The sequence below is a fragment of the Pseudomonas sp. FFUP_PS_473 genome, from assembly GCF_002858665.1.
In the GTDB taxonomy this organism is placed as follows: Bacteria; Pseudomonadota; Gammaproteobacteria; order Pseudomonadales; family Pseudomonadaceae; genus Aquipseudomonas; species Aquipseudomonas defluvii.
On sequence record NZ_PJQQ01000049.1, the window covers coordinates 1 to 12,512 of the forward strand.

Consider the following 12,512-nt stretch of genomic DNA (forward strand, 5'->3'; position numbering starts at 1 on the left):
CTGTGGGAAGGTTTTTTCGGCCTGTTTATTTTCAACACACTGCTGATTGATGTGTTGGAACGCTGGAAGCTCTCACCCCCACCCGACCTGCCGTACCCCGAAATCAGCGAATGGTCAAAACCCTTGCCGCCCGAACAGTGGGCCAAGCGCTCACCTGAACTGGAATCAGCCATCGCTGAGCGTGAGGCGGAGCTGGCGGCGAAGTCGGCGCCTGCCTCGTACCGGGGAAATGATGAGTAGACCGGCAGCCGGTACAACCCAAAAACGCCTGTTCTCGCAACGTGACTACCTGGCCCCCCTGCCGATTCCGACCGGTGAACAGCCGGCGGATGTGCTCAACACCATCTGGCGCAAGAATGAGGTGTATCTCGATATTGGGAGCTACAGCATTGGCTCAGGGGTAATGGTGTTGTGGCCCATGATAATGCTGTATCTAGGTTTGACGCTTGGGTTTAGAAATATTGCGCCAGACTTCAGTTTAATCATGCTGATTGGTGGAGGCATTATTACGGGCATTCCCTCACTGATCATGATCCACGGCCTGTTCCGCCCAGTCCCCTTGCCGTTGCGCTTCAATCACCAGCGTCGCGAGGTCTGCGTCCCTCGCGAAGACGGTGAGTACTGGATTGTGCCGTGGGAGTCGGTGACCGCAGCAGCCGTCCAGCATTCGACCGTCAGCCAAGGGGGGCGAATGGAAATGGGGTTGTTGATCATCGGCTTTGACAACCCCGATCCAAATGCACAGGAAGGCAACCAGCATTTCAGCTTGGGTTTCAACTGTGGCGGCGGTACCACGGCGATGGCCTTGTGGGAGTGCATGCGCAGTTACATGGAGGTCGGGCCGCAGGCGCTACCTGAAGCCAACGACTTTGCAGGTGCCCGCGCAAGGCTTAAAGGGCGAAACGTCTTCTGGGGCGAATGTTGCAATTACATGGACGGCATTCGCGAGTACGCCCTCACTGGGCGCATGCACAAGGCACTATGGCTGGTGTTTGCCCTGTTCGTGTTCGGCGCGCCGTTGGCCTTCATGCTGCAAACCTGGAAGCTCTCACCACCCCCCGACCTGCCGTACCCCGAAATCAGCGAATGGTCAAACCCCCTGCCTCCCGAACAGTGGGCCAAGCGCTCACCTGAGCTGGAAGCAGCCATCGCTGAGCGTGAGGCTGAGCTGGCGGCAGCGGCCTTGTAACAACTTTCGGAAGCGTCCTACATCCCTCCAGAAGGCCATCTGCTAGCGTTCGAAGCCTTCGTATTCGAGGCGCTCCGGCAGGCGCGAGCATGCCGTTTACTGCTACTGCAAAAAAGGACAGGGACTGTTTGCAGCCACCCATCACGTGCGATGCGGTCAGGCCTTCAATCGCTTGGGCACGGCTTTCAGGTGTTGACCTTTAGCGGTAGTCGGGGCGCAAAAAATACGGGCGTGAGTGAAGCACGGCCAGAAAAGCCAGGTGAGGGATCAAGTGTTTTTTGCCGGAGGGATTGCTTTGGATGATGGGGTCAAGCACAGCGCAGCCGAGTGGGATGAAAACCCATTGCTTCAGCGTTTGCCACGCCTTCGTGCGGCGATGGTGCGGTTGGGGCTTGTGTGTCTGGATCGCGAGTGGCGAGGCCAGGAGGCCGCGTATCGGTTCCGGTGCAGTCGCAACCACGTGTTCAGCAGGGCGCTTCTGGTCATTTCGAGCCCGCGGTCAGGAGGGTGCCGGGTGTGTGTGGCACAAGATCGTGATCGGCGGTTGTTTGCCCGGGCCGAATGCGCGGGTGTGACCTGCCTGGAGTCGGCGTGGCTGGGCATTGATGCAATGCACCGCTTTCGTTGCCCGCAGGGGCATGAATGGCGCCGCAAGGGATCTCACGTGCTGCGCAGTGCCAATTGCCCGACCTGCGGGCACGAGAAACACAGCCAGCGCATGCGCCGCAAGGATGGTCTGCTCAGGTTGCAGCAGGTAGCTGCTTCGCACGGTGGAGTCTGCCTGGCCGAGGTCTACGCGGGTGGGCATCAGGCCTACGCGTTCCGCTGCGCCCAGGGGCATGTGTGGGCGTCGGTGGGTAATGAAGTGTTGAGGCGCACCTGGTGTCCGGAATGTGCCCGGCTGCGCAAGGTGGTCGAGTATCGTCTACGGGATGGCCTGGCGCGGTTGCAGCGCAAGGCGGCAGAGCGGGGCGGCGTTTGCCTGGCCGATCGCTATGAGGGGTCCGCTGCCCGCTACCTCATGCGTTGCGCAAAGGGGCACGAGTGGCGTGCGACGGGTAAGCGGCTTCTTCGCGGAACCTGGTGCACGGTGTGCGTCCATGACGCCAAGCGCTTGAGCATTCGTGACGCTCAGCGGGAGGCGCAGGCGCGTGGCGGGCAATGCCTGTCCACGACGTACGTCAACAACAGTACCAAGCTTCATTGGCTGTGTGATCGCGGGCATAGCTGGCATGCCCCGCTGGCAACCATCAGGGCCAGGCACTGGTGCCCGGAGTGTGCGTGCATGTCGAGGATCAGCAGTCGCAAATCCAAGGCTCGATCACGCTATGTCGAGGCGTCGGCGTCCGTTGCCGATGAGTGGCTATTTGCCGCGTCTCAGGAGTAGCGCCCGATCTTCGCTGCTTTCATGTCCAGGCAGTCTTCAGGCCGTAATCGTCTAACGCAGTATCGGTTGTCGCTTGTCCAACGGGGTGGAGGATGCCTCGACTGGGTATCGGGCGGTGTCGACTTGATTTCCTCGGGTTTCCCGACTTCTATCAATACAGACCCATCATTTGGCGATGTGCTCGCCATAGCCAGCCATTGAACACCGGCGCTGTAATGGTCAAGGAGTTGTCACTCAGTCCTCAGCCTTGGTCGTTGATGATGCCAAACAAAGCACTGCGAATCCTGATTGCCGATGAACACCCCACGCAACTTCTGCAATTGGAGAAGATGCTCAATGGCATGGGCTATTACCGGATCGCGCCTGTGCGCACCTTCGAAGAGTTGCAGCACCTGGTGCAGAATGCGTTGCAGCCCTTCAACCTGTTGATCGGCAATATAGACCTGGCAAGCCATGCGGGGGTTGATCTGGAGCGCTTTTGCCGTGTTCATGCGCAGATCCAGCACGCCTTGCTCTATGAATCGCAGCATTTGAAAATTCCCGCTGTGCCCGCCGGGAAGCGCCAGGCGGTGAGCGTGAGGCTGCCGAGGGTGCCAGACAACGAGTCGCTGGAGGCGTTCATGGCGATCATCGACGCCCCGATGGTGATCGCACGTCTGCCGGGCCCTGGAGGCAGTGCCAGCGTGCCCAAGCATACCGGGCGTGGCTCCAGCCTGGGACCGACGGTCTTTTCCCGGCAATCCTGAAACTGTTTTTGCTATCCTCTTGCGCCTGCCAGGCGCGCCAGGATGCGCGTCGACTGTTTCTCGACCACGGACCTGCCATGACTGCCTCCCACCCTGTGAGCCCGCTGCGGCTGTCGCGTAGCGACCACAAGACCCTCAGCCTGGCCGCCCTTGGCGGCGCGCTGGAGATCTACGATTTCATCATTTTCGTGTTCTTCACCCTGACCCTGAGCCAGCTGTTTTTCCCGCCGCAGATGCCAGAGTGGCTACGCCTGCTGCAAAGTTTCGGCATCTTTGTCACTGGTTATCTGGCTCGTCCATTGGGCGGCATTCTGATGGCGCACTTTGCCGACCACCTGGGGCGCAAGAAGGTGTTCAGCCTGAGCATCTTGATGATGGCGCTGCCCTGCCTGCTCATCGGTGTGATGCCTACCTATGCCGAGATTGGCTACTTCGCGCCCCTGCTACTGTTGGCCTTGCGCATTTTCCAGGGGGCTGCGGTCGGCGGTGAGGTGCCCAGTGCCTGGGTGTTCGTCGCTGAGCATGCGCCCCCTGGGCGTCGTGGCTATGCCCTCGGCTTTTTGCAGGCGGGGTTGACCTTTGGCTACCTGCTGGGCGCTCTGACCGCAACGGCGCTGGCGCAGCTGTTCAGCCCTCAGGAAATACTCGATTACGCCTGGCGACTGCCGTTCCTGCTTGGTGGTGTGTTTGGGGTGATTGGCGTTTGGCTGCGTCGTTGGCTGAGTGAAACGCCGGTGTTCCTGGCCCTGCGCGAGCGCCGTGAACAGCCAGTGGCGTTCCCCTTGCGTACGGTATTGCGTGAGCATCGCCAGGCGCTGGTTCCGGCGGTGCTGCTCACCTGCGTGCTGACCTCGGCGGTGGTGGTGCTGGTGGTCATCACCCCAACGGTGATGCAGCAACGGTTTGGCATGACGGCCGGCCATACGTTTGCCCTGAGCAGCATCGGGATTGTCTTTCTGAATATTGGCTGTGTACTGGCTGGCCTTTTGGTTGATCGGATCGGTGCCTGGCGCGCCTTGACGATCTACAGCCTGTTACTGCCGCTAGGTATCGCCAGCTTGTATGCCAGCCTGATCGGTGGCTGGGGCTGGCCTGGGTTAGCCTACGCCTTGGCGGGCTTGAGCTGTGGCGTGGTCGGCGTCGTGCCTTCGGTGATGGTCAGCTTGTTCCCGGCTCAGATTCGTGTGTCGGGCATTTCCTTCACCTACAACATCGCCTATGCCCTGTGGGCCAGTGTCACGCCGCTGATGTTGATCGCCTTGATGCCTTGGAGCCCTTGGGTCTGTGTCGGTTTTGCTTTGGTCATGGGAACGGTCGGTGCCGCCGCGGCGGTGTATTTTGGCGCCAGAAACGATGGGGTGTTTGCCGACGAGGCGTTGCAGTGTTAAGCGGGCAATGAGCAACAAAAAGCCCCCTCGACCTGAACGGTGAGGGGGCTTTTTAGGCGCGCGGCTTACATGTTCGGGTAAGTCGGCCCGCCAGCACCTTCCGGTGCGACCCAGGTAATGTTCTGCGAAGGGTCCTTGATGTCACAGGTCTTGCAGTGTACGCAGTTCTGGGCGTTGATCTGGAAGCGCTTGTTGCCGTCTTCCTGGGTGACCACCTCGTAAACGCCGGCAGGGCAGTAGCGTTGAGCGGGCTCATCGTACAGCGGCAGGTTGGTCTTGATCGGGATGTTCGCGTCCGCCAGTTTCAGGTGGCACGGTTGCTCTTCTTCATGGTTGGTGCTGGAGAGGAACACCGAACTCAGTTTGTCGAAGCTGAGTTTGCCGTCTGGTTTCGGGTAGTCGATCCTGGTCGAGTCGGCGGCCAGCTTGAGGCAGGCGTAGTCCGGCTTGGTGTCGTGCAGGGTGAACGGCAGCTTGCCGCCGAACCAGTTCTGGTCGACATAGTTGAAGGCGGCGCCCAGCAGCGGGCCGAACTTGTGCATGGCCGGGCCGAAGTTGCGGCTGGCGAACAGTTCTTCATAGAGCCAGCTGGCCTTGAACGCATCGACGTAGGAGGTCAGCTCATCCCCGCCTTCCTTGCCAGCCAGCAGTGCTTCGGCCACGGCGTCGGCGGCGAGCATGCCGGACTTCATCGCGGTGTGGCTGCCCTTGATCTTGGCAACGTTCATGGTGCCCAGGTCGCAGCCGATCAGTGCGCCACCCTTGAAAACCATTTTCGGCAGCGAGTTCAGGCCGCCCTTGGCCAGGGCGCGGGCGCCGTAGCTGATGCGCTTGCCGCCTTCGAGGTACTGCTTGAGTACCGGGTGATGTTTCAGGCGCTGGAACTCGTCGAACGGCGACAGGTAGGCGTTGCCATAGGACAGGTCGACGATCAGGCCGACCACCACCTGATTGTTTTCCAGGTGATAGAGGAAGGAGCCGCCGGTGTTTTCGGTCGCCATGATGTCCAGCGGCCAGCCAGCGGTGTGAACCACCAGGCCTTGTTGGTGCTTGGCCGGGTCGATTTCCCAGATTTCCTTCAGGCCGATGCCGTAGTGCTGCACGTCGGCTTCGCTGTCCAGGTTGAAACGCTTGATCAGTTGTTTGCCGATATGGCCACGGCAGCCTTCGGCGAACAGGGTGTATTTGCCGCGCAGCTCCATGCCTGGGGTGTACAGGCCTTCTTTCGGGTTGCCTTCGCGGTCGACGCCCAGGTCGCCGGTGATGATGCCGCGAACCACGCCATTTTCGTCGAACAGCGCTTCCTGGGCGGCAAAGCCCGGGTAGATTTCCACGCCCAGGTTCTCGGCCTGCTGCGCCAGCCAGCGGCACAGGTTGCCCAGCGAGATGATGTAGTTGCCTTCGTTGTGCATGGTTTTCGGCACAAACAGGTCAGGTACCTTGACCGCGCTGTCGGCGTTCTTCAGCACGTAGATGTCGTCGCGCTTGACCGGCGTATTCAGTGGGGCGCCCAGTTCTTTCCAGTCTGGGAACAGCTCGTTCAGTGCGCGCGGTTCGAATACGGCGCCGGAGAGGATGTGTGCGCCGACCTCGGAGCCTTTCTCGACCACGCAGACGCTGATTTCGCTACCGGCTTCGGCGGCCTTCTGCTTTAGTCGGCAGGCGGCGGACAGGCCTGCCGGGCCAGCGCCGACGATGACCACGTCGAATTCCATGTATTCGCGTTCCACAGGTTCTCTCCTACTCAAGGCTCATCGTTTTTTCTTTATTGGCGGGTGCCAGGCGGTCACCGATCAGGCGTAAGGGGCGATGCCTTCGCTGTAGCTCGGGCGATGACGGACTACACCGCTTTCTCTTGGCCGCGCATTATATCTACACCACTTGCGCGGTCCAATACAAACGTTTGTTTGAATTTGCCGCAGGCCAGTAAAATCAAAGAGGCGCGGCTTGAAGCTGGCCGGTTTGCCGTATTGACCGGATTGGGTGTTACGGTCAAGATACGAGCGGTTTTACGCTCGCCGTAGGCTGATCGTAGGATGCAGGAGCACCCCTAAAACCTGGCAAAAAGCAGGGCAGTTAAGCCAAAACCCGCTTTGTAGTGGAGTTTACACGCCACGACACAGAATGACCCACGGGTTTTGCTAATAAAAGGTCAAAAAAGGACTGATCAGTCAGTTCCGCTTGGCCTGCCCGAAATTGTTTTTAGAGGTGCCCTTGTACCCACGCGCAATCGCCGGGCCCGCCCCAGGCGACATTCTTTTCACCGGAGAGTAACGAGGAATCCATGAAGGTTCTTGTAGCTGTCAAACGAGTGGTCGACTATAACGTCAAGGTTCGCGTCAAGGCGGACAACTCCGGCGTCGACCTTGCTAACGTCAAGATGTCCATGAACCCCTTCTGCGAGATCGCTGTGGAAGAGGCCGTACGCCTGAAGGAAAAAGGCGTGGCGACCGAGATCGTCGTCGTTACCATCGGTCCGAGCACTGCTCAGGAACAACTGCGTACGGCGCTGGCGCTGGGCGCCGACCGTGCCATCCTGGTCGAGTCCGCTGAAGAGCTCAATTCCCTGGCCGTGGCCAAACTGCTCAAGGCGGTTGTCGACAAGGAGCAGCCACAGCTGGTGATCCTTGGCAAACAGGCCATCGACAGTGACAACAACCAGACCGGCCAGATGCTGGCAGCGTTGAGCGGTTTCGCTCAGGGCACCTTCGCTTCCAAGGTTGAAGTTGCCGGTGACAAGGTCAACGTCACCCGTGAAGTCGACGGCGGCCTGCAGACCGTTGCGCTGAACCTGCCAGCCATCGTTACCACCGACCTGCGCCTGAACGAGCCACGCTACGCTTCCTTGCCCAATATCATGAAGGCCAAGAAGAAGCCGCTGGAAACCGTTACCCCGGACGCCCTGGGCGTTTCCACCGCTTCCACCACCAAGACCCTGAAAGTCGAAGCGCCTGCTGCACGCAGCGCGGGTATCAAGGTCAAGTCGGTTGCTGAACTGGTCGAGAAACTGAAGAACGAGGCGAAGGTAATCTAAATGACTATCCTGGTTATCGCTGAACACGAAAACGGTGCCGTTGCCCCGGCTACCCTGAACACTGTTGCCGCTGCTGCGAAAATCGGTGGTGATATTCACGTACTGGTTGCTGGCCAGGGCGTTGGCGCCGTAGCGCAGGCCGCTGCGAACATCGCTGGCGTCAGCAAGGTGCTGGTCGCCGACAACGCTGCCTACGCGCACCAGTTGCCAGAAAACGTTGCGCCGCTGGTTGCCGAGATCGGCAAGGCCTACAGCCACGTGCTGGCACCTGCGACCTCCAACGGCAAGAACATCCTGCCGCGGGTTGCCGCACTGCTGGACGTTGACCAGATCTCCGAGATCATCTCGGTTGAGTCGGCCGACACCTTCAAGCGTCCGATCTACGCGGGCAACGCCATTGCCACCGTGCAGTCGAGCGCTGCGGTCAAGGTCATCACCGTGCGTGCTACCGGCTTTGACGCCGTTGCTGCAGAAGGTGGTTCGGCGGCTGTCGAAGCGGTTGCCGCTGCCCACGACGCCGGCAAGTCGGCGTTTGTCGGTGAAGAGCTGGCCAAGTCCGATCGTCCTGAGCTGACCGCTGCCAAGATCGTCGTTTCCGGCGGCCGTGGCATGCAGAACGGCGATAACTTCAAGCACCTGTATGCGCTGGCCGACAAGCTGGGCGCTGCGGTCGGTGCTTCCCGTGCCGCCGTCGACGCCGGTTTCGTACCCAACGACATGCAGGTCGGCCAGACCGGCAAGATCGTTGCGCCGCAGCTGTATATCGCTGTTGGTATCTCCGGTGCCATCCAGCACCTGGCGGGTATGAAAGATTCCAAGGTGATCGTTGCGATCAACAAGGATGAGGAAGCGCCGATCTTCCAAGTGGCCGACTATGGCCTGGTGGCGGATTTGTTCGAAGCCATCCCAGAGCTGGAGAAGCTGGTTTAATCCAGCGGCTTCACTTATAAAGAGCCCGGTTGTTGCGGGCTGGACAGGTTATCCTGCCCAGCCCGCGATAACCGGGCTTTTCATTTTTCGGCAGGTGCAGTCAAGGAGAGGGTGGCATGGGGTGGTTTGGCCGGATGAGTGCAGTCACTGTGCTGAGTGTTGCGTTGATGCCGACATGGGCACTCGCAGTCGGCAAGTGTGAACGCCTGGTTGCCACCGGTAGTCCGGATGCACCTCCGTACCTGTGGCAAGACCCACAAGATCCACGGCACCTGATCGGTGCCAGTGCCGATCTGCTCAAGCAGGTGGCGGATGAGCTGGGCCTGAAGATCGAGATTTTGAGTGCCGGCAAGCGCAGTCAGGCGCTTGAGGAAGTGCGTAGCGGCCGGATGGATATCCTCGTGGATGCGCCGCTGACGGTCGCCGAGCTCACCTCGATGGACTTTATCCATCCTCCGTTGCTGCAAAACGAATACCTGGTCTGGACGCGCCATGATGCGTCGTTGGCTTATGAAAGCCTGGCAGATTTGGCGCTGCACCCTGGAGCGATTTCGCAGAAGGCGCGCCTGACCCCAACCTTTGAGGCGTTTACCAAGACACACTTGAAGCTGGAGGTTGTGGAAAATCTGACGCATGCGTTTCAAAAACTCTTGCTGGGTCAGGTGGACTACGTGCTTGCAGGGCGTTATGCCGGCATGGCCATGGCGCAGACATTGGGCATGGGCAAGGACCTGACGGCGCGTGATGTGCCGGTCGACCGCCCCGGGCTCTATTTGGCTGTATCGCATAACTCAGCGTGTAACGATGCCTGGTTGCGCGGACAGCTGGCAAAAAAACTGACAGAATTGTCGGTTTCTGGTGTAACCCAGGCTGTACTGCAACGCAATGTCGAGCGCTGGAAAGCGCAATTGCAGCAACCGCTCGATGCCCCCAAACCGTAGGAAGATTGTGTGAGAACTCGACCGCTATTCGCGGCCTTGGCCATCATGGCCCTGGCCGGTTGCGCCGCCGACCCGGCACCCCATGAGCAACTTCGTTTGTCCGAGCAGGCGCTGGAGCAGGCCAAGGCCATTGGCGCCACTGACGAGGTGGCAGAACTCAAGCTTGCCGAAGCCAAGCTGGCACGGGCGCGGGTCAATATGTCCAACGAGTCCTTTCGTGACGCTCGTGTTCGTGCAGAGCAGGCCGAGCTTGATGCGCGTTTGGCTGAAGCACGCGTGTTGACTGCCAAGAGTGAAGAACAGCTCAAGGTGCTGCAGTCGCGTGTTGATCGTCTACGTAAACAGTTGGGGGAGCAGCAGTGAGTTCGATCAAGCCTTTGGTGGCGCTGCTGGTGTTGGGAGCCGTTGGCCTGCAGGGGTGCGCCAGTCAGCGCAGTGAAGCGTCGCTTGAGCAGGCTGCAGCCAGCTTTCAACAGGTCAAGAATGACTCCAGCGTGCTGCGCAGTGCGCCGCGTGATGTGATTCGTGCCGGTGAGTCGCTGGGGCGCGCAGAGCGTCTGTCGAGTTATTGGGGGAGCGGCGCGGACGTGCGCCATTACGCTTACCTGAGCCAGCGTTACAGTGAAATCGCGCGTGAGCACACGAACCTGGTGCTCAATCAGGAGCGTCAGGCCAAGCTGGAACTGGAGCGCCAGCGTTTGCAACTGGCCTTGCGCGAGGCCAAATTGGCCAGTGTTCAGCAGCAAGGTAAATGGCTGGAGGCGCAGATTGTCAGCCTGGCGACCATGCAGAGCGATCGTGGCTTGGTAATGACGCTGGGGGATGTGCTGTTCGATACCGGGCGCGCCGACCTGAAGAACTCCGCCAATCGTACGGTGCTCAAACTGGTGCAGTTCCTTCAGCTCAACCCCAAGCGTACGGTACGTATCGAGGGTTATACCGACAGCACGGGCACCCCTGAGGACAACCTGAAGCTGTCGCGAGATCGCGCTCAGTCGGTTGCCGACATGCTGATTGATCTGGGTGTGGACGAAAAGCGCATTCAGGTCGAGGGTTATGGCGACCAGTACCCGGTTGAGGCTAACGCCTCGGAGCGCGGCAGGGCGCAGAATCGACGGGTCGAGATCGTGTTTTCCGATGAGCAGGGGCGTCTCGGCGCTGAGCGCTGAAGCTGAGCGCTATGCACAAAGCCCGGTGGCGATTAAGTCATCGGGTTTTTTTTTGGCCGCGGTTGATGGGTTAGGGCGCACGTTACGGGTGCTGTCACGCAACTGTATTGTTGACTATTCTGTAATCTGTGCCAGTACACTTCGCAACTGTTACGGTATTCTCTTGCCAGAGAGTTCGCCTAAAAATAACGAGATCGTCCGCGTGCCGAGAGTTCACCATGACCAACCTGTTGCTCTACCAGCGTATTGCCCAGCAACTGGCGGAGGATATCCGTCGGGGTGTCTATCAGCCGGGTGAGCGGGTGCCGTCGGTGCGCAAGATGAGCGCGCAGCTCAATGTCAGTCATGCGACGGTGCTTCAGGCGTATGCCAATCTTGAAGACCAGGGTTTGATCCGGGCGCGTCCGCAGTCAGGTTATTACGTTCACCAGACGCCGGCGCTGACGGCGCCGACACCGGATATCGCCAGGGTCGAGCGGCCGGGTTTGGTTACCCGTAGCAGCATTATTCAGCAGGTTCTGGTAGAGGCACGCCGTGATGGGGTATTTCCGCTTGGTGCGGCAGTGCCCCATGTCGACTACCTGCCGGTGAGGGCATTGCACCAGCAGTTGGCCAAGGTTACCCGCTTCCATAGCCCGCGGGCCTTTAGCTACATGTTCAGCCCGGGGTTTGAGCCACTGCGCAGGCAGATCGCCATTCGCATGCGCGATGCGGGTGTGGTGGTCGACCCCTCCGAAGTCGTTGTCACGCATGGCTGTGTCGATGCCTTGCAGATGAGTCTGCGGGTGTTGACCCGTCCCGGTGATCTGATCGCTGCCGAGTCGCCTACTTACTATGGGTTGCTGCAGTTGGCTGATCTGTTGGGGCTGAAGGTCATCGAGATTCCCAGTGACCCATCTACCGGTATCAGTCTGGAGGCGCTGCAGTTGGCCGCCAACCAGTGGTCGATCAAGGCGCTGGTGCTGACTGCGCGTTTGAGCAATCCATTGGGTGGGACTATTCCTGAGGACCGTCAGAAACAATTGCTGCGGCTATCCTCGGACTTCGATATACAGATCATCGAAGATGACATTTATGGCGAACTGATGTTCGAGCAGGGGCGTACCAAGGCACTCAAGGCGTTTGATCGACTGGGGCGGGTTATCTACTGTTCGAGCTTTTCCAAGACGCTGTCGCCCGGTGTGCGGATTGGCTGGATGATTGCTGGCAAGTACCAGGACGAAATCCAGCGCCTGCAAACCTTCACTACCCATTCAGCTTGCAGCGTGACGCAGATGGGTGTTGCTGCGTATCTGGAAAATGGCGGGTATGATCGGCACTTGCGTTTTATCCGTCATGAGTATCGCAAGAACCTCAGTGCCTATCAGTTGGCCGTGCAGCAGTACTTTCCCGAAGGTACCCAGATGACGCGGCCTACCGGTGGCTTCATCCTCTGGGTTAGCCTGCCGGGGCGGGTCAATACCCAGGAGCTGCATGTGCGGGCGCTTCAGCAGGGCATCAGTATTGCGCCAGGGCTGATTTTCAGTAATACCGAGCAGTTCAACCATTGCATTCGTTTGAACTGCGGGATTCCCTGGAATCGTGAGTCGGAGCGGGCGCTGATGACCCTGGGGATGCTGGCCACTCAGCTTTGCCAGGAGTCGGGTAGCAGTAGTTTCTTCTAGGGATGGGTTTGTCAGTTTTCAGGGAACGCAGAGCATTATCCTTTTTACGAGTGTCCGTTGTTGC

At 59.6% G+C, this 12,512-nt stretch carries 11 protein-coding genes and 1 pseudogene; 11 read left to right on the top strand and 1 reads right to left on the bottom strand.

What is annotated here, in order from left to right:
• The 5 genes and pseudogenes from CYD26_RS22805 to CYD26_RS22825 all read left to right on the top strand — a co-directional run.
• Positions 1 to 240: pseudogene (locus CYD26_RS22805) on the top strand (hypothetical protein); the annotation flags it as partial.
• Complete coding sequence (locus CYD26_RS22810) at positions 233 to 1,189, top strand: hypothetical protein (RefSeq protein ID WP_102053746.1); 957 nt, start codon at positions 233 to 235, stop codon at positions 1,187 to 1,189. The pseudogene CYD26_RS22805 and the gene CYD26_RS22810, both read left to right, overlap by 8 nt.
• A 520-nt stretch (positions 1,190 to 1,709) precedes the next feature.
• The gene (locus CYD26_RS22815) at positions 1,710 to 2,576 is read left to right on the top strand and encodes a hypothetical protein (protein WP_145991816.1); all 867 of its coding nucleotides are present in this window, start codon (positions 1,710 to 1,712) and stop codon (positions 2,574 to 2,576) included.
• A 260-nt stretch (positions 2,577 to 2,836) separates the two neighbouring features.
• Positions 2,837 to 3,322 (top strand): histidine kinase, encoded by a 486-nt coding sequence (locus CYD26_RS22820; protein ID WP_099776585.1) that lies wholly within the window; start codon positions 2,837 to 2,839, stop codon positions 3,320 to 3,322.
• 77 nt (positions 3,323 to 3,399) lie between these two features.
• Positions 3,400 to 4,710: an MFS transporter gene (locus tag CYD26_RS22825; protein WP_099774006.1), complete on the top strand. Its 1,311-nt coding sequence runs from the start codon at positions 3,400 to 3,402 to the stop codon at positions 4,708 to 4,710.
• A 65-nt stretch (positions 4,711 to 4,775) separates the two neighbouring features.
• Here CYD26_RS22825 and CYD26_RS22830 read toward each other — a convergent pair whose 3' ends face one another.
• Entirely contained in the window at positions 4,776 to 6,440 is a 1,665-nt protein-coding gene (locus tag CYD26_RS22830; protein ID WP_065761841.1) for an electron transfer flavoprotein-ubiquinone oxidoreductase, read from the bottom strand.
• A gap of 554 nt (positions 6,441 to 6,994) precedes the next feature.
• Here CYD26_RS22830 and CYD26_RS22835 point away from each other — a divergent pair.
• The 6 genes from CYD26_RS22835 to CYD26_RS22860 all read left to right on the top strand — a co-directional run bounded on the left by CYD26_RS22835 (position 6,995) and on the right by CYD26_RS22860 (position 12,448).
• Positions 6,995 to 7,744, top strand: a complete 750-nt coding sequence (locus CYD26_RS22835; protein WP_099774007.1) for an electron transfer flavoprotein subunit beta/FixA family protein — start codon at positions 6,995 to 6,997, stop codon at positions 7,742 to 7,744.
• Positions 7,745 to 8,674, top strand: coding sequence for an electron transfer flavoprotein subunit alpha/FixB family protein (locus CYD26_RS22840; protein WP_099774008.1), 930 nt, complete (start codon positions 7,745 to 7,747; stop codon positions 8,672 to 8,674).
• Positions 8,675 to 8,808: 134 nt separating this feature from the next.
• On the top strand, positions 8,809 to 9,615 hold the full coding sequence (locus tag CYD26_RS22845) for an ABC transporter substrate-binding protein (protein ID WP_102053750.1): 807 nt from the start codon (positions 8,809 to 8,811) through the stop codon (positions 9,613 to 9,615).
• 9 nt (positions 9,616 to 9,624) lie between these two features.
• The gene (locus tag CYD26_RS22850; RefSeq protein ID WP_099774009.1) at positions 9,625 to 9,978 is read left to right on the top strand and encodes a DUF4398 domain-containing protein; all 354 of its coding nucleotides are present in this window, start codon (positions 9,625 to 9,627) and stop codon (positions 9,976 to 9,978) included.
• Positions 9,975 to 10,784: an OmpA family protein gene (locus tag CYD26_RS22855; protein WP_065761904.1), complete on the top strand. Its 810-nt coding sequence runs from the start codon at positions 9,975 to 9,977 to the stop codon at positions 10,782 to 10,784. Before CYD26_RS22850 ends, CYD26_RS22855 begins: the two co-directional genes overlap by 4 nt.
• Positions 10,785 to 11,002: 218 nt before the next feature.
• Entirely contained in the window at positions 11,003 to 12,448 is a 1,446-nt protein-coding gene (locus CYD26_RS22860; RefSeq protein WP_065761905.1) for a PLP-dependent aminotransferase family protein, read from the top strand.
• The last annotated feature ends 64 nt before the right edge of the window (positions 12,449 to 12,512 follow it).

What these genes read in the sequence shown, in the direction of transcription:
- CYD26_RS22820 (WP_099776585.1), top strand. Translation starts at nt 2,837, where the DNA reads ATGCCAAACAAAGCACTGCGAATCCTGATTGCCGATGAACACCCCACG.
- CYD26_RS22860 (WP_065761905.1), top strand. Translation starts at nt 11,003, where the DNA reads ATGACCAACCTGTTGCTCTACCAGCGTATTGCCCAGCAACTGGCGGAG.
- CYD26_RS22835 (WP_099774007.1), top strand. Translation starts at nt 6,995, where the DNA reads ATGAAGGTTCTTGTAGCTGTCAAACGAGTGGTCGACTATAACGTCAAG.
- CYD26_RS22840 (WP_099774008.1), top strand. Translation starts at nt 7,745, where the DNA reads ATGACTATCCTGGTTATCGCTGAACACGAAAACGGTGCCGTTGCCCCG.
- CYD26_RS22825 (WP_099774006.1), top strand. Translation starts at nt 3,400, where the DNA reads ATGACTGCCTCCCACCCTGTGAGCCCGCTGCGGCTGTCGCGTAGCGAC.
- CYD26_RS22810 (WP_102053746.1), top strand. Translation starts at nt 233, where the DNA reads ATGAGTAGACCGGCAGCCGGTACAACCCAAAAACGCCTGTTCTCGCAA.
- CYD26_RS22845 (WP_102053750.1), top strand. Translation starts at nt 8,809, where the DNA reads ATGAGTGCAGTCACTGTGCTGAGTGTTGCGTTGATGCCGACATGGGCA.